At 58.3% G+C, this 15,787-nt stretch carries 14 protein-coding genes; 7 read left to right on the top strand and 7 right to left on the bottom strand.

Annotation, left to right across the window (positions count from 1 at the left end; translation table 11 throughout):
• Positions 1 to 76 precede the first annotated feature (76 nt).
• From N2601_RS09840 to N2601_RS09830, 3 genes are all read right to left on the bottom strand, one after another.
• Positions 77 to 283 carry a hypothetical protein gene (locus N2601_RS09840; protein ID WP_104823621.1) on the bottom strand — a complete coding sequence of 69 codons (207 nt, stop codon included), beginning with the start codon at positions 281 to 283 and terminating at the stop codon, positions 77 to 79.
• 302 nt (positions 284 to 585) lie between these two features.
• On the bottom strand, positions 586 to 882 hold the full coding sequence (locus N2601_RS09835) for a hypothetical protein (RefSeq protein WP_104823620.1): 297 nt from the start codon (positions 880 to 882) through the stop codon (positions 586 to 588).
• A 134-nt stretch (positions 883 to 1,016) separates the two neighbouring features.
• On the bottom strand, positions 1,017 to 1,988 hold the full coding sequence (locus tag N2601_RS09830) for a polysaccharide lyase (protein WP_104823619.1): 972 nt from the start codon (positions 1,986 to 1,988) through the stop codon (positions 1,017 to 1,019).
• Positions 1,989 to 2,208: 220 nt separating this feature from the next.
• On the opposite strand from N2601_RS09830, the gene N2601_RS09825 reads away from it, so the two are divergent.
• Positions 2,209 to 2,697, top strand: coding sequence for a heme-degrading domain-containing protein (locus N2601_RS09825; RefSeq protein WP_104823618.1), 489 nt, complete (start codon positions 2,209 to 2,211; stop codon positions 2,695 to 2,697).
• Positions 2,698 to 2,740: 43 nt separating this feature from the next.
• Here the strand turns inward: N2601_RS09825 and N2601_RS09820 are convergent, their stop codons facing one another.
• Complete coding sequence (locus N2601_RS09820) at positions 2,741 to 3,997, bottom strand: AGE family epimerase/isomerase (protein WP_104823617.1); 1,257 nt, start codon at positions 3,995 to 3,997, stop codon at positions 2,741 to 2,743.
• A gap of 267 nt (positions 3,998 to 4,264) precedes the next feature.
• Between N2601_RS09820 and metH the strand changes: the two genes are divergently transcribed.
• On the top strand, positions 4,265 to 8,041 hold the full coding sequence (gene metH, locus N2601_RS09815; RefSeq protein ID WP_104823616.1) for a methionine synthase: 3,777 nt from the start codon (positions 4,265 to 4,267) through the stop codon (positions 8,039 to 8,041).
• Between the two features lie 55 nt (positions 8,042 to 8,096).
• Here metH and N2601_RS09810 read toward each other — a convergent pair whose 3' ends face one another.
• The 3 genes from N2601_RS09810 to N2601_RS09800 are packed head-to-tail and all read right to left on the bottom strand — an operon-like array spanning position 8,097 to position 10,069.
• Positions 8,097 to 8,861, bottom strand: coding sequence for a GntR family transcriptional regulator (locus tag N2601_RS09810; RefSeq protein WP_104823615.1), 765 nt, complete (start codon positions 8,859 to 8,861; stop codon positions 8,097 to 8,099).
• The gene (locus N2601_RS09805; protein ID WP_104823614.1) at positions 8,858 to 9,742 is read right to left on the bottom strand and encodes a BadF/BadG/BcrA/BcrD ATPase family protein; all 885 of its coding nucleotides are present in this window, start codon (positions 9,740 to 9,742) and stop codon (positions 8,858 to 8,860) included. Before N2601_RS09805 ends, N2601_RS09810 begins: the two co-directional genes overlap by 4 nt.
• A 36-nt stretch (positions 9,743 to 9,778) precedes the next feature.
• Positions 9,779 to 10,069, bottom strand: coding sequence for a hypothetical protein (locus N2601_RS09800; protein WP_158704474.1), 291 nt, complete (start codon positions 10,067 to 10,069; stop codon positions 9,779 to 9,781).
• A gap of 223 nt (positions 10,070 to 10,292) precedes the next feature.
• Here N2601_RS09800 and N2601_RS09795 point away from each other — a divergent pair, with 223 nt between their 5' ends.
• From N2601_RS09795 to N2601_RS09775, 5 genes are all read left to right on the top strand, one after another.
• Complete coding sequence (locus N2601_RS09795; RefSeq protein WP_104823613.1) at positions 10,293 to 11,552, top strand: ABC transporter substrate-binding protein; 1,260 nt, start codon at positions 10,293 to 10,295, stop codon at positions 11,550 to 11,552.
• A gap of 305 nt (positions 11,553 to 11,857) precedes the next feature.
• Entirely contained in the window at positions 11,858 to 12,811 is a 954-nt protein-coding gene (locus N2601_RS09790) for a carbohydrate ABC transporter permease (protein WP_104823612.1), read from the top strand.
• Positions 12,812 to 12,823: 12 nt separating this feature from the next.
• A complete protein-coding gene (locus N2601_RS09785) occupies positions 12,824 to 13,663 on the top strand; it encodes a carbohydrate ABC transporter permease (RefSeq protein WP_104823611.1) in 840 nt (279 codons plus the stop codon).
• 47 nt (positions 13,664 to 13,710) lie between these two features.
• Entirely contained in the window at positions 13,711 to 14,724 is a 1,014-nt protein-coding gene (locus N2601_RS09780; protein WP_245463984.1) for a Gfo/Idh/MocA family protein, read from the top strand.
• A 13-nt stretch (positions 14,725 to 14,737) separates the two neighbouring features.
• Positions 14,738 to 15,742, top strand: coding sequence for an ABC transporter ATP-binding protein (locus tag N2601_RS09775; RefSeq protein ID WP_104823609.1), 1,005 nt, complete (start codon positions 14,738 to 14,740; stop codon positions 15,740 to 15,742).
• Positions 15,743 to 15,787: the final 45 nt, after the last annotated feature.

Here is a 15,787-nt window from a genome sequence, read left to right as displayed (position 1 = left end):
GCGCTTCCGATTTATCCACGAATTGCGGCGAGGCGCGCCTTCTGCCGATGAGGCCGCAGCACAGGCGCTATGAATTTCAGTGAAATTCGTAATCGTGAAGGGCGCCGAGCAGTCGATCCTGTGTCTGATAGCCAGCGTCATAGAGGCTGATCGCGACGTTGGCCGCGGACAGGCCTTCCTGGCTTTGCAGTTTGATGCTGCGTTCGGCACACCAGGCGTAGAGCGCGCCAGCAAGGATATCGACATCATCGGGATATAGGGGCGAGTTGACCATCATAGACATTCGCTACACCGTGGTTGGAAGCTCGAACTTGAGCGGAAGCGGAGCAAAGACTGCTTTGATTCCAAAAGTTTGCAATCGGCTTCTCTTGCCGGCGTTAACGCCTGCCTGATTTGATACAGATACAGTTTCGTATCGGCACAGGTGCTTGCTCGAAGGAGACTATTGCGGTGTCTGGTCCGGCGCGTGCGGTGCTGGATTTTCGATCTGTTCCCTGCCGTTATGCGGTACAACGAACAGCAGGACACCCAGCGCAAGGGCGAGTGCCACCATGATCAAAAGGATAAGTCTCGGCCGCGAAGGCATCATTGATGAACCGGCTGCGACGCCTCGACCGCTGCTTCGATCAATTCCTCGGCATAAGATAGGGCAGAGGCTGTGTCCTCGCCATCGAGTTTCAGTTCCCGGCATTTGCGGTGCATGGCCCTGCGAATGTCTGCAAGCAGGGTCGCGTCGACATCGACATGCCCCTCGAAGAAAACATGAGTCAGAGCAGATTGGGCTACGACTTCGAGTACTGCGACACGTCCCTCGATTTCGCCAAGCGAAGGAATGGCGTTTTTCTCCACATGGTGTTTGCAATCGCGATGAGTGGTGAGCATTTCAGTGGTCTCCTCTGCTGAGGCAGATAACCAATGAGAGGCAAAAAGGTTCACTGAGATTTTACGAAAATCTGGGCCGGTGGCAACTGGCTTTTCGCCGCGATGTCATTGCCGGGAAGGCGTACGGAAACGGGTCATTTCATAGGGCAGAGGTTCGCATCCGACAGGACATCGGCGCAGCGAGGCGAGCGGCGAAAATCGTCGTAATAGAGTGTCCATTCCGTCGTGTCGGCGGCGCGATAGGGGCCGAACTTGAAATACTGATTTTTGCCTAAACCCTTGTCGGCATGACCGATATGTCCCTTGACGGTGACAATCCATTTATCGTTGGCGAAGATCTCGATATGGCCGGTACCGTCAGGGCCAGGCTTGCTGTAGATCGCAAAGTCGATCCAGCCGGATTCCGGTGTCGGTAATTTATTGCCATGGTCGGTGATGGTGATGGCACTGGTGCAGCCGGTGAATTCCTTGCCATCCTCCTTACCCCAACTGCTGTCGGTGGCGACAAGGGCTCGCATCTGATTGGTGTCCGAGCGGAACCAGACCGGCGTCTGATTGTCAGCACACTTCTTTGTTGCGTCGCTGACCTCGGTTGTCGGTGGAGCGACATAGTTGGTCTCGACTGTGGCGAAGAGCTTGCCGTTGTTCAGTCGCAGCGCCAGGAAAGGGCTGAAATCTCCCTTTGCCTTCGGTCCGATCTCGCGCTTCCACTGCGCAATGAGATAGCGATGATCACCGGAGGGAATAGGGTCGGCGAATTTGACCGCAAAGCCATACCAGACGCCTTGGTTATAGGGGACGCGATATTTGGTGCGTTCCCAGATTTCTGCTCGTTCACTGCAGTTCGTCTTGTCCGGTTGGCAGAGCGGCTTGACGCTGAGCTTCAGCGCGCCGGTGCCGGTGCGCTTTACTTCCGATTGGAATTCGATCTTGCCAGCTTTCTGTTCGGAATTGTCACGATAATAGAGATGGCCTGAAGGGGAGAAGTCGGTACCATCGAAACCATCGCGCAGAACCAATTGAGCTGGATTCTCGGCCATAGCGGGAGTCATGGCGCAGGTGCAAGTGCAGGCCAGGATAGCGGGCAGTGCATATTTTGCGTTCATGACAGCAGGCTCCTTCAGCGGATGATCGTGGAATACTATCAATGACCTGTTCGTCTTCGAGGGGCAAGAGGAGGCGACTTTGGGTAAGTGATCAGCGGCAGATGTCGATCTTGTGCTCGGCCAGAAGTGGCGGCTCGGTTTCGACATACCGAAGAGATAAGTAGACAAATCATCTCGTTCGCGTTTGATAAGCCGGCCAATTCTGGAGGAAGGATTTTCCATGACGATCGAACACGACCTCAGCCGCATCGCCCTGCAAGAGGAGACGCTGCGCTTCGATGCTTTCGATCTTTCGACCGCATGGGTGCTTGGCAAGTTGCTGCATGACCTTGCCAGCGAACGCAATTTGGGTGTCGCGATCGATATCACATTGCATTCCATGCCGGTCTTCTACATCGCGCTGCCTGGCTCGACGCCGGACAATTCCAACTGGATCCGCCGTAAGCGCAATATGGTGTTGCGCTATTTCCGCAGCAGTTATGCCAGCACTCTGCGACTGGAGCAGCAGGGCAAGACGATCGAGCACAACGGGCTTTCAAGCGCCGACTATGCTGCATCCGGCGGCAGCTTTCCGATCTTCGTTCTCGGCACGGGTTGCATCGGCGCAGTCACCGTATCGGGACTTCCGCAGCGTGAAGACCACAATCTCGTCGTTGAGGCTCTGGCGCTCACGCTTGGCCACGAACTGCATAATCTCAGCCTGTCATAAAAGAGGATAGCGGCGTCCGACTTAGCGGACGCCGCCCTTCATCTCAGATTTTGCCGCCAGCCTCGGCGATGACTTTGGTCAGGCTGCCTGTTGCCGGGAAGAGGGGGATGAGGCAGGCCTGGAGGGCGTGATAAATATCGCCCTTGCCGGGGAAAATCGTATGGGCGGGAACCAAGTCTTCCGTGAGTTCCTCATGCCACCCACCATTCTTATTGTCGATGAAGAAGCGGCCGATGGTGCCCCAGATCTTTCGATAGCTCTCCTCGTGGAAATCGCTCGGCACATGTTCGTTGAGATAGTGCGCGGCACCGGCGCCTTCGCATGCCGGCCACCAGAGCTTGTTGCGTTTGGCCGGCGTATCAGCCCAATCGAGCGTATAGAAGAAGCCGCCTTTGTTGCTGTCCCAACCCAGTGACATTGATTGAGAGAACAGACCCTTGGCGGCATCCGGCATCCAGTCGTGCTGCTTGCCGCCGAGAGACCAGAGCTGCAGGACGAGGCGCGCCCATTCCAACCAATGGCCGGGCGTCGTGCCCGAGGGGCGGAACATTTCGTTGCCGCGATAATCCTTGTCGAGTTCCCAGTCGGTATTGAAATGTTCGGCGACGCGCCAGCCGACGGAACCGGCGGAGCGGCGAATGACGAGATCGGCGATGCTTTCGGCTTTGTCGAGGTATGTTTTATTTTCGGTCGCTTCGAAGGCTGCCATCAGCGCTTCCGTCAGGTGCATATTGGAATTCTGGCCGCGATAGGCGCCACCATCGATCGGCGACCAATCCTGGTTGAACTCCTCGGCGATGGCGCCGTGTTTTTCCTCCCAGAATTTCGTGTTCAGAATTTCGGTGACATCGGCAAGCATGCCGTCAGCAAGCGGATGACCGATGGTCTTGGCGGAGGAGGCGGCGAGCAGCACAAAAGCGTGGCCATAGCCTTGCTTGCTGGCATCGACGGGGCCATCATTGTTGAGCGACCAAACATATCCGCCATGGGTGGCATCACGGTGATGCTTCCAGAGATAGTTCATGCCGTGATCGACAATATCCTCGGAGCCGGGGCGGCCGAGCAGCGAACCGATCGAAAAGCAATGAACCATACGCGCGGTCGAATGAATGCCCCGCACAGGGTTGGCTGCATCGAGCGGCCTGCCGGCATCATCCATATCGTAGAATCCACCCTTAGGATTGATGCAGCGATATTGGAAGAAATCGAAAAGCCCGCTTGCCTGATCAAGCAACCAACGGCGGTGATAGGCCCGCGAGCTCCAATTGCCGAGTGCTGCCGTTTCACGCTGTATGCCCATGCTATCCTCCCAAGACTCTTTTGCCACAAGCCGTATAGCGCTGCCTGAAAGCACTGTCATGGCTTTAACCAATGAAACTGTGTCGGCTGCCTCGCGTTGTCCATGCCTATAGGGGTTGGCGGGCGATCGCATCGATATTTTTTGGACACGCGGCAAACTAGAGCAGCATTATTCTTGCGCCGCGCTTCTCCAAGGCATAGATATGTTGACATAAAGATATCTTTATGTGATCTGGATGCGTCGCAATCAGGCCAGTGGAGTTCGCATATGTTTGACAATCTTTTTGGCTCGGAAACAGCGAAACGCGATGGCAGTGAAGTCTTCTCGGCCCTGAAGCAGGCAGCGAGCGAGCGAATCCTTGTGCTTGACGGCGCCATGGGGACACAAATCCAAGGGCTCGGCTTTGAAGAGGATCATTTCTGCGGCGATCGCTTCATCGGCTGCGCCTGTCATCAAAAGGGCAATAACGACCTTCTGATTCTCACTCAGCCTGACGCCATCGAGGAAATCCATTACCGCTATGCCAAGGCCGGCGCGGATATTCTGGAGACCAACACATTCTCTTCGACCCGCATTGCCCAGGCCGATTATCAGATGGAAGGTGCGGTTTACGATCTCAACAAGGAGGGTGCGGCAGTTGCCCGCCGGGCGGCGGTCCGCGCCGAACGCGAGGATGGCAGGCGCCGTTTTGTCGCTGGCGCTATCGGCCCGACCAACCGCACCGCTTCGATTTCCCCCGATGTCAACAATCCCGGCTATCGCGCGGTGAGCTTCGACGATCTGCGACTGGCGTATGGCGAGCAGATCGACGGCCTAATCGATGGCGGCGCCGATATCATCCTGATCGAAACAATCTTCGATACGCTGAACGCCAAGGCGGCGATTTTTGCCTGCGAGGAGCGGTTCGAGGCTAAGGGCGTCCGCTTGCCGGTGATGATCTCGGGGACGATCACCGATCTTTCCGGCCGGACGCTCTCCGGCCAGACGCCGTCGGCCTTCTGGAATTCGGTGCGCCATGCCAGCCCCTTCACCATCGGCCTCAATTGTGCACTTGGCGCGAATGCCATGCGGCCGCATCTGCAGGAACTTTCGGCCATTGCCGATACCTTCGTCTGCGCCTATCCCAATGCCGGCCTGCCGAACGAATTCGGCCAATATGACGAAACGCCTGAGATGATGGCGGCGCAGGTCGAAGCTTTTGCACACGACGGCCTCGTCAACATCGTCGGCGGCTGCTGCGGCTCGACGCCGGAACATATCGCCGCAATCGCTCAGGCAGTTTCGAAATACCCGCCGCGCCAGCTTGCGGTGCACCGACCCTTCATGTCGCTCTCCGGCCTGGAGCCCTTCGAGCTGACCAAAGACATTCCGTTCGTCAATGTCGGCGAGCGGACCAACGTTACCGGCTCGGCAAAATTCCGCAAACTGATCACCAATGCCGACTACACGGCAGCGTTGGCCGTTGCTCGCGACCAGGTCGAAAACGGTGCGCAGGTCATCGACATCAATATGGACGAGGGCTTGATCGATTCCGAAAAGGCGATGGTCGAGTTCCTCAACCTGATCGCCGCCGAGCCGGATATCGCCCGCGTGCCCGTCATGATCGACAGCTCGAAATTCTCGATCATCGAAGCCGGTCTGAAATGTGTGCAGGGCAAACCGATCGTCAACTCTATCTCCTTGAAAGAGGGCGAGGAGAATTTCCTCAAACAAGCCCGGCTGCTGCGCAATTATGGCGCTGCCGTCGTCGTCATGGCGTTCGACGAGCAGGGGCAGGCCGACAGCTATCAGCGCAAGGTCGAGATCTGCGCGCGCGCCTACAAGCTTCTGACTGAAGAGGCGGGGTTGCCGCCGGAAGACATTATCTTCGATCCGAATATCTTCGCGGTCGCGACCGGCATCGAGGAGCACAACAATTACGGCGTCGATTTCATCGAGGCGACGCGAACAATCCGCCAGACCATGCCTTTGGTCCATATCTCAGGCGGCGTTTCGAATCTTTCCTTCTCCTTCCGCGGCAACGAGCCGGTGCGCGAGGCGATGCATGCCGTATTTCTCTACCATGCCATTCAGGCCGGCATGGACATGGGCATCGTCAATGCCGGCCAGCTCGCAGTTTATGACAACATCGATCCCGAGCTGCGCGAGGCCTGCGAGGATGTCGTTCTTAACCGCCGGCCCGACGGCACAGAGCGGCTGCTCGAAATAGCCGAGCGTTTTCGTGGTGCCGGTAACCGGGAAGCCAAGGTACAGGATCTCGCCTGGCGGGACTGGTCAGTCGAGAAGCGGCTCGAGCACGCATTGGTCAACGGCATCACCGAATATATCGAAGCGGATACCGAAGAGGCGCGGCAAAAGGCCGAGCGACCGCTGCACGTCATCGAAGGTCCGTTAATGGCTGGCATGAATGTCGTCGGCGACCTCTTCGGTTCAGGTAAGATGTTCCTGCCGCAGGTAGTAAAGTCGGCCCGTGTCATGAAGCAGGCCGTTGCCGTGCTGCTGCCTTATATGGAGGCGGAAAAGCTCGCCAATGGCGGCAACGGCGAACGCCAGGCGGCAGGCAAGGTGCTGATGGCGACCGTCAAGGGCGATGTGCATGATATCGGCAAGAACATCGTCGGCGTCGTGCTTGCCTGCAACAATTACGAAATCATCGATCTCGGCGTCATGGTGCCGGCGACGAAGATCCTGGAAACGGCAATCGCCGAGAAGGTCGATATCATCGGCCTCTCCGGCCTGATCACCCCGTCCCTGGACGAGATGGTGCATGTTGCTTCGGAAATGGAGCGGCAGGGGTTCGATATTCCACTGCTGATCGGCGGTGCAACCACCAGCCGCGTGCACACTGCCGTGAAGATCCATCCACGCTATGAGAAGGGCCAAACGGTCTATGTCACCGATGCCAGCCGTGCCGTAGGTGTCGTCTCGGCGCTGTTGTCGCCGGAGGCTAAGCAGGGCTATGTCGATACGGTTCGCACGGAATATGCCAAGGTCGCCGCGGCACATGCCCGCAGCGAGGCGGAGAAGGTACGGCTGCCGCTCGCAAGGGCGCGCGAGAATGCCGAGAAGGTTGATTGGGCGAATTACAAGCCTGTGACGCCGCAGTTCTTTGGAACGAAGGTGTTCGAGAATTACGATCTGGCAGAGCTTGCCACATACATTGACTGGACGCCGTTCTTCCAGACCTGGGAGTTGAAGGGCCGTTTCCCGGCCATCCTCGAAGACGAGAAACAGGGTGAGGCGGCGCGGCAGCTTTATGCCGATGCACAGGCCATGCTCGAAAAGATCATCGCGGAGAACTGGTTCCGCCCGCGCGCCGTTGTAGGCTTCTGGCCGGCAGGCACGGTCGGCGATGATATCAGATTGTTCACCGATGAGGGCCGCACCGACGAACTCGCGACCTTCTATACACTGCGCCAGCAATTGTCGAAGCGGGATGGCCGCCCGAACGTGGCGTTATCAGATTTCGTAGCGCCCGTTTCGAGTGGCGTCGGCGACTATGTCGGCGGTTTTGTCGTCACGGCCGGTATAGAGGAAATTGCCATCGCCGAGCGTTTTGAGCGCGCCAATGACGATTACTCTTCGATCCTCGTCAAGGCGCTCGCCGATCGCTTCGCCGAGGCTTTTGCCGAGCGGATGCATGAGCGGGTGCGGCGCGAGTTCTGGGGCTATGCCAAGGACGAAAACCTCGATGGCGACGAGTTGCTGGCGGAGGCCTATGCCGGCATCCGCCCGGCGCCGGGCTATCCTGCCCAGCCCGACCACACCGAAAAAGAGACCCTGTTCCGTCTGCTCGATGCGGAAGCGGCGACCGGGGTGAAGCTCACCGAAAACTACGCCATGTGGCCCGGTTCCTCCGTCTCCGGACTCTATATCGGCCATCCCGACTCCTATTATTTCGGTGTAGCAAAGGTCGAGCGAGATCAGGTGGAAGACTATGCGGCCCGCAAGGGCATGCCCGTTGCGGAGGTGGAGCGCTGGCTGGGACCGGTGCTCAACTATGTGCCGGAAAGCCGCGATACCGCAGTGGATGACGCGGCATGATGATCTGATTTGACGGTGTGGAAAAAGCGAGTGAGGGATGCTCGTTAACTCAACCCTAAGTCGCTCCAATCGTCAGCTCCGCAACAAAGTCATAAGCGTCCCCTCGATAGAGCGAGCGGGTAAATTCCACGGCGCGACCGGAGCCGAGGTAGGAGATGCGTTCGATCGATAGGCCCGCAGCCCCGACGGGGACGCCTAGCAGGCCGGCGTCGGCCTCTTTCATGTTGGTCGCAGAGATGCGTTGGACGGCACGGACCGGGCGGACCTGGCGCTTTTCGAGCTCGGCATAAAGCGACGCGGTCACTGTGGATGGGTCCGGCAGGAACTCGCCGGAGACGCTGGCATGTTCGATGGCCAGCGGCTGGTCGTCGGCGATGCGCAGACGGCTGAGGCGGGAAACCTTGGTGCCGGCGGCAAGGCCGAGGATCATCATTTCATCGGGCGAGGGGGTGTGCACGCCCTTATGCAGCCATTCGGAGCGTGCTGTCATGCCCCGCCGTGCCATGTCTTCAGTGAAGGACGTTAGCTGCGATAGGCGCTGTTCGACCTTGGAGACCGGCTTGGCGACGAAAGTGCCGGAGCCATGGCGACGGACAAGGATGCCCTCTGCCACGAGATCGTCGATCGCCTTGCGTACCGTCACGCGGCTGACGGCTGCATATTCGGCTATGTCGCGTTCCGGCGGCAAGGCATCACCATGTTTCAGCGTGCCAACCTTGACGGCGTCTTCGAGCGTGCGGCGCAGCTTGACATAAAGCGGGCCGGTGCCGCCGGCGAGCAGGCGTTCCGGCGAGAAGATATGGCTCAAATCCTCGGTCATGGCGTGCTCCCCATGTCTTTTTGCAGGAGCTTTGCCGCCAGTTCGACCGCGCCGCGCAATACGTCGCCTTTCGGTTCCGCGAGAAGCGCCTTGTGTCGCGAAGCGAGCCAGGGATGATATGCCTTCGAGAGACCGCCCAGTAGGCAGACCGCCGGGCATTCGGGCCAAAGCAGCGTGTCGAGGCTTTCGGCGATAGCGTTCACCGCTGTCTTGACGATGCCGACAGCGACCACATCGTCCCTTTCGGCATGTTCGAAGACCATCGGCGCGTAACGCGCAAAATCTTTCGGTTTGGAAGCATGGGCGAATTCGACGATGCGTTCGGGATCGCCGTCGAATTCAGCCATGATCTTTTCGGTGATTGGCGAGGGTGGCTGCACCTTGTCGTGCGCCAGAAGTGAGCGCTCCAGCAGATCGCGGCCGAGACGCGCACCACTTGCTTGGTCGCCAATGACAAAGCCCCAACCACCGATGCCCCAAATCTTGCCGTCGCGTCGAGCATTGTAGACGGAACCGGTGCCGAATGCGCCGATTATCCCATCGGCATCGCCGAGCGCACCCTGAAGCGCTATCGTCGCGTCGGTGACGACATGGCTGTTTGCAAAGGGCAGCGCTTTTTCGATGCGCTTGCCATAGTCACCGACGTTGGCGCCGGCCGTGCCGACAACGGCGGGCAGTGTATGGACCAACTCCGGATCGAGTCCGGCGTCGCTGAGGGCTTCTTGGGCGGATGCGACGATGTTGACCAAAGAGTTTTCGAGATCGGAAAGGATATTGGCTGCCCCCGCCTTGCCGTTACCAAGGACTTTACCCAGCCTGTCTGTCACAGCAGCGCGGCAGCTTGTTCCCCCGCCGTCGATACCGATCGCAAACTCCGTCATCACACCCTCCGGATAACCACCCGTTCCCCATTTTTCCTACAATACCAAAAAAATACCATTTACCAATAGGCAATGCGTCGCTTTTTGCGTTTCTGTATCATATTGAAAAATATCAATAAAATTTTTTATCTGTTTTTCCGACTCAGAAAAGTTAAATTTCGGCTGGACAATTGGTATTTTTTTGGCCTTAATTCTTCCAAGGGAACAGTTCGAACAGGCATCGGCAGAACCGGCAAGATAACAATAGCCGGAACGCCAAGCAGAAGGTGACGGACCTCTGCCGTTGTCAGGAGCCGCGTAGATCAAACAGGGTCTGCGCGACAGCATTCGTCATGAAATTCCCGTGTGTTGAGTTTCTGGTGTCCTTGTCCGGTCGTCCGGCGGGTCACGATTGATCGGGCCGATCAGGCACAGTGCCTTGCGCCCTTGTGCATTTGGGGCCGGCAATGTTGGCGGTCCTTGTGGAGCGTTGGCTGTTTCCTCGGATATGCCAACGGATTTTCAGATCGAGAACGGTGCCTTTTTCCGGGCGCTTAAACAGGAGAGGGAAATGAAAAACAATGTTCTGAAAGGCTTACTCCTCGCATCCAGCCTGCTGACCTCGGTCGGCTTCGCGCATGCGGCGGACGTGACGCTGACGGTTGAAAGCTGGCGCAACGACGACCTGCAGATTTGGCAGGAAAAGATCATCCCGGCATTCGAAGCCAAGAACCCTGGCATCAAGATCGTCTTCTCGCCGACGGCTCCGACCGAGTACAACGCATCGCTGAACGCCAAGCTTGAAGCTGGTTCCGCCGGCGACATCATCACTTGCCGTCCGTTCGACGCTTCGCTGGACCTCTTCAACAAGAAGCAGTTGTCCGACCTGACATCGCTGAAGGGTATGGATAACTTCTCGCCGGTCGCCAAGGCTGCCTGGACCACGGACGACGGCAAGTCGACCTTCTGCGTGCCGATGGCTTCGGTCATCCACGGCTTCATCTACAACAAGGATGCCTTCGACAAGCTCGGCCTCAAGGTTCCGGCGACTCGCGACGAATTCTTCGCAGTGCTGGACAAGCTCAAGGCCGACGGCACCTACATTCCGATGGCCATGGGCACAAAGGATCTGTGGGAAGCTGCAACCATGGGCTACCAGAACATCGGCCCGAACTACTGGAAGGGTGAAGACGGTCGCCTGGCTCTGATCTCTGGTAAGGAAAAACTGACGGATGCTCCGTGGGTCGATCCTTACAAGGAACTCGCCAAGTGGAAACCTTACCTCGGCGACGGCTTCGAAGCCCAGAGCTATTCTGACAGCCAGAACCTCTTTACGCTCGGCAAGGCTGCCATCTACCCGGCCGGTTCGTGGGAAATCGCGCTGTTCAACACGCAGGCTCAGTTCAAGATGGGTGCCTTCCCGCCGCCGGTCGCAAAGGCTGGCGACACGGCTTACATCTCCGACCATCCGGATATCGGCGTCGGTCTGAATGCCAAGAGCAAGCATGCGGAAGAGGCCAAGAAGTTCCTGAGCTGGGTCGCCTCGGACGAGTTCGCCAACATCTACGCCAACGCGCTGCCGGGCTTCTTCAGCCTGAACTCGCATCCGGTGAAGATGACCGATCCGCTCGCTCAGGAATTCGTTTCCTGGCGTGACAATCACAAGTCGACGGTTCGTTCGACGTACCAGATCCTGTCGCGCGGCACGCCGAACCTGGAAAACGAAACCTGGACGGAATCCGCCAACGTGATCAACGGCACGGACGCGCCGGACGCTGCTGCCAAGAAGCTGCAAGCCGGCCTCGACAAGTGGTACAAGCCGGCCAAGTAAGCCTGCTTTGACGTAAGTCGGGTGAGGGGCCTCGTGCTCCTCACCTTGTTCTACCGCCGGTGCATGCGGATAGAAGGACAGAGGTCATCGGTTGCTGCTTTCCCGCTTTTGATGGGTAAGTGCATGACGCGCCTTCATTATCTTGTATGCCGATATGAGCCGCCGGACCCGCGGCTGTCGCGACACCACATCGAGCCGCGCCCGATATTGTTTCTCCATGTTTGGCCGGAGAGCCGGAACAGCGGGCGAATTGAACGTTTGCGCTGCCGTCCCGATGCGTAGCCAATAAAAGCAGGCAGAAAGCCATGAGCAAAGCCAGTATATCAGCCGCTTTTGATGCGGTCCCGATCAAGCGCCAGAAGCGTTGGCATATCTTCGTTTTCCTTCTTCCGGCCTTCATCGTCTACACGGCGGTGATGATCCTGCCTCTGATCGAGACATTGCGGCTGTCGCTGTACAACGTCGTCGACAACCAATCGACCTTCGTGGGTCTCAACAATTTCAAAGTGTTGTTCGGGGATGATCGCTGGTCGCATGATTTCTGGAATGCGCTGCGCAACAATTTGATCTTCTTTGCCATCCACATGTGCGTGCAGAACCCGATCGGTGTCGCGCTCGCGGCGCTGCTGTCGCTGCCGAAGCTGCGGTTCGTCGCCTTCTATCGCACCGCCATGTTTCTGCCGACGCTGCTTTCCTTCGTCATCGTCGGTTTCATCTGGAAGCTCATTCTGTCGCCGCTCTGGGGTGTGGCGCCCGATTTGATGGGCATGGTCGGCCTTAAGTCGTTCTTTGCTCCCTGGCTCGGCAAGCCGGGCACGGCTCTCGTCACCGTCGCGCTGATCTCGGTCTGGCAATATGTCGGCATCCCGATGATGCTGATCTATGCCGCGCTACTGAACATCCCTGAAGAGGTGATCGAGGCGGCCGAGTGCGATGGCATCACCGGTTGGAGCCAGTTCTGGAAGATCAAGCTGCCACTGGTGCTGCCGGCGATCGGCATTATCTCGATCCTGACCTTCGTCGGCAATTTCAACGCTTTCGACCTTGTCTACACCGTGCAGGGCGCGCTGGCGGGGCCGGATGGTTCCACCGATATTCTTGGCACGTTGCTCTACCGCGTCTTCTTCGGCTTCCAGCTACAGCTCGGCGACCGCTCGATGGGCGCGACCATCGCGACGGTAATGTTCCTGATCATTCTCGCCGGCGTCTCATTCTATCTTTTCATCGTCCAGCGGCGCATCCGCCGCTACCAGTTCTGAGGAGAGGCGACGATGTCCAAGGCACGCACTTCCCTTGTCCGCTCCGGCCTCGTGCATCTGGCGTTGATCGCCTACACGTTGCTTGCCATCTTTCCGGTGTTTCTGACCATCATCAATTCCTTCAAGGACCGCGCCTCGATCTTCCGCGCGCCCCTGAGCATCCCAACGCCATCCAGCTTTAGTCTGATCGGTTATCAGACCGTTCTAAAGCAGGGGGATTTCCTGACCTATTTCGAGAACAGCTTCATCGTGACGATCGTCTCGATCGTCTTGACCCTGCTGTTCGGCGCCATGGCCGCCTTCGCGCTGTCGGAATACCGCTTCCGCGGCAATACCATCATGGGGCTTTATCTCGCGATCGGCATCATGATCCCGATCCGCCTCGGCACGGTCGCCATCCTGCAGGGTATGGTCGCAGCCGGCTTGGTCAATACGCTGACTTCACTGATCCTCGTCTACACGGCGCAGGGCCTGCCGCTCGCTATCTTCATCCTGTCCGAATTCATGCGAACCGTCTCGGATGACTTGAAGAATGCGGGCCGCATCGATGGGCTCAGCGAATATGCGATCTTCTTCCGCCTTGTGCTGCCGCTGGTTCGTCCGGCCATGGCGACGGTCGCCGTCTTCACCATGATCCCGATCTGGAATGACCTGTGGTTCCCGCTGATCCTGGCGCCGAGCGAGGCGACCAAGACGGTGACGCTGGGCTCGCAGATCTTCATCGGCCAATTCGTTACCAACTGGAACGCGGTCCTGGCGGCGCTGACGCTCGCCATCCTGCCCATCCTCATCCTCTACGTCCTCTTCTCACGCCAACTCATTCGCGGCATTACATCCGGAGCAGTCAAGTGAGCTCATCTCATAAGCCGATCCGCGTGTTGGTCGCCGGCCTTGGCAATATGGGCCGCAGCCATGCGCTTGCCTACCACAACAATCCCGGTTTCGAGATTGTTGGCCTCGTCAATCGCTCGAAGCCGAAGCTGGCTGATGAGCTGCAGGGTTACACGATCCATCCGGATTTCGAGACGGCGCTGAAGGCGTTGAAGCCCGATCTTTGCTCGATCAATACCTATTCCGACAGCCACGCGGATTATGCCGTCATGGCTTTCGAGGCGGGCTGCGACGTATTCGTGGAAAAGCCGCTGGCGACGACCGTTGAGGATGCGGAGCGCGTTGTGGCCGCAGCCGAGAAAGCCGGCCGCAAGTTGGTGATCGGCTATATCCTGCGTCACCATCCGTCCTGGATGCGATTGATTGCCGAGGCGCGCAAGCTCGGCGGTCCTTATGTCTTCCGCATGAACCTGAACCAACAGTCGAGCGGACCGACCTGGGAGACGCATAAGGCGCTGATGCGCACCACGTCGCCGATCGTCGACTGCGGCGTGCATTATGTCGACGTCATGTGCCAGATCACGGACGCCAAGCCGGTCGAGGTGCGCGGCATGGGTCTGCGCATGTCGGACGAGATCGCGCCGGATATGTACAATTACGGCCATCTGCAGGTGATCTACGAAGACGGTTCGGTCGGTTGGTACGAGGCCGGCTGGGGGCCGATGATTTCCGAAACGGCTTTCTTCGTGAAGGATGTGATGTCGCCGAATGGCGCGGTCTCGATCGTCATGGACCCCAACGCCAAGTCGGACGACATCGACACGCACACCAAGACCTCCGTCATCCGGCTGCATACGGCCGAGACCGGTCCGAACGGCAAGTTCATCCGTCCCGATCAGGATCTGCGCATGGACGGAGAGCCGGGTCACCAGGAGCTGTGCGATCGCGAACAGGCCTTCATGCTGAAGGCCATCCGCGAGGATATCGACCTTAGCCGCCATATGGCCGACGCTGTTCAATCGCTACGCATCTGCCTCGCCGCCGACGAGAGCGTGCGCACCGGCAAGCCCGTTTATTTGTAAGGGATAAGAGACTGTGGGATCGCTTCAACTGAAATCCATTCGCAAGGCCTATGGTACGCATGATGTGCTGAAGGGCATCGACCTCGAGGTGAAGGATGGCGAGTTCGTCATTTTCGTCGGCCCTTCCGGTTGCGGTAAGTCGACTCTTCTGCGCAGCATCGCCGGCCTGGAGGACGTAACCTCGGGCGCGGTTTTGATCAATGGCAAGGATGTGACGGTTACGCCGCCCGCCAAGCGCGGCATTTCCATGGTGTTCCAGTCCTATGCGCTCTATCCGCATCTGACGGTGAAAGATAATATGGGCCTCGGCCTGAAGCAGGCTGGCACCGCCAAGGATGAGATCGAAGGTCGTGTGGAGAAGGCGTCGAGCATGCTTTCTCTCGCCCCCTATCTCGCCCGTCGTCCCGCCGAACTCTCCGGCGGCCAACGTCAGCGCGTCGCCATTGGCCGCGCCATCGTGCGCGAACCGGAGCTTTTTCTATTCGACGAGCCGCTGTCGAACCTCGATGCGGCATTGCGCGTTCAGACCCGGCTTGAAATCGCCCGCCTGCATCGCAGCCTGAAGGCAACGATGATCTATGTCACCCACGATCAGGTCGAAGCCATGACGCTGGCCGACAAGATCGTCGTGATGAACGCCGGCGCGATCGAGCAGATCGGTTCGCCGATGGAGCTCTATAACCGGCCCGCGAACATCTTCGTCGCCGGCTTCATCGGTTCGCCGCAGATGAACTTCATTCCGGCGGAGAAGCTCGAGCAGAGCGGTGCCAAGACCATCGGCATCCGTCCGGAGCATATCACTTTGTCGCGCGACCACGGCACCTGGGCCGCCAAGGTCATCCATGTCGAACATCTCGGCGCCGATACGATCATCTATCTCGAATCCGAGCAAACCGGCCTTCTGACCGCGCGCCTCTTCGGCGAACACAAATACGAGCCGGACGAAACGGTCTATGCGACGCCGGAGACCAGACATATGCATCGCTTCGACGCAAACGATCAGGCCATTCGCGCTTAGGCGTCGGCATTTGGCATATTGAAGAGGGCTCTGCTTTGGCAGGGC

The sequence above is a fragment of the Rhizobium sp. CB3060 genome (assembly GCF_025200735.1).
Taxonomy (GTDB): Bacteria; Pseudomonadota; Alphaproteobacteria; order Rhizobiales; family Rhizobiaceae; genus Rhizobium.
This window is presented reverse-complemented; position numbering and strand designations above follow the sequence as displayed.

Excerpts from the sequence above, each read along its gene's own strand:
- N2601_RS09840 (WP_104823621.1), bottom strand. The coding sequence starts at position 283 with ATGTCTATGATGGTCAACTCGCCCCTATATCCCGATGATGTCGATATC.
- N2601_RS09835 (WP_104823620.1), bottom strand. The coding sequence starts at position 882 with ATGCTCACCACTCATCGCGATTGCAAACACCATGTGGAGAAAAACGCC.
- N2601_RS09830 (WP_104823619.1), bottom strand. The coding sequence starts at position 1,988 with ATGAACGCAAAATATGCACTGCCCGCTATCCTGGCCTGCACTTGCACC.
- N2601_RS09825 (WP_104823618.1), top strand. The coding sequence starts at position 2,209 with ATGACGATCGAACACGACCTCAGCCGCATCGCCCTGCAAGAGGAGACG.
- N2601_RS09820 (WP_104823617.1), bottom strand. The coding sequence starts at position 3,997 with ATGGGCATACAGCGTGAAACGGCAGCACTCGGCAATTGGAGCTCGCGG.
- metH (WP_104823616.1), top strand. The coding sequence starts at position 4,265 with ATGTTTGACAATCTTTTTGGCTCGGAAACAGCGAAACGCGATGGCAGT.
- N2601_RS09810 (WP_104823615.1), bottom strand. The coding sequence starts at position 8,861 with ATGACCGAGGATTTGAGCCATATCTTCTCGCCGGAACGCCTGCTCGCC.
- N2601_RS09805 (WP_104823614.1), bottom strand. The coding sequence starts at position 9,742 with ATGACGGAGTTTGCGATCGGTATCGACGGCGGGGGAACAAGCTGCCGC.
- N2601_RS09800 (WP_158704474.1), bottom strand. The coding sequence starts at position 10,069 with ATGCTGTCGCGCAGACCCTGTTTGATCTACGCGGCTCCTGACAACGGC.
- N2601_RS09795 (WP_104823613.1), top strand. The coding sequence starts at position 10,293 with ATGAAAAACAATGTTCTGAAAGGCTTACTCCTCGCATCCAGCCTGCTG.
- N2601_RS09790 (WP_104823612.1), top strand. The coding sequence starts at position 11,858 with ATGAGCAAAGCCAGTATATCAGCCGCTTTTGATGCGGTCCCGATCAAG.
- N2601_RS09785 (WP_104823611.1), top strand. The coding sequence starts at position 12,824 with ATGTCCAAGGCACGCACTTCCCTTGTCCGCTCCGGCCTCGTGCATCTG.
- N2601_RS09780 (WP_245463984.1), top strand. The coding sequence starts at position 13,711 with ATGGGCCGCAGCCATGCGCTTGCCTACCACAACAATCCCGGTTTCGAG.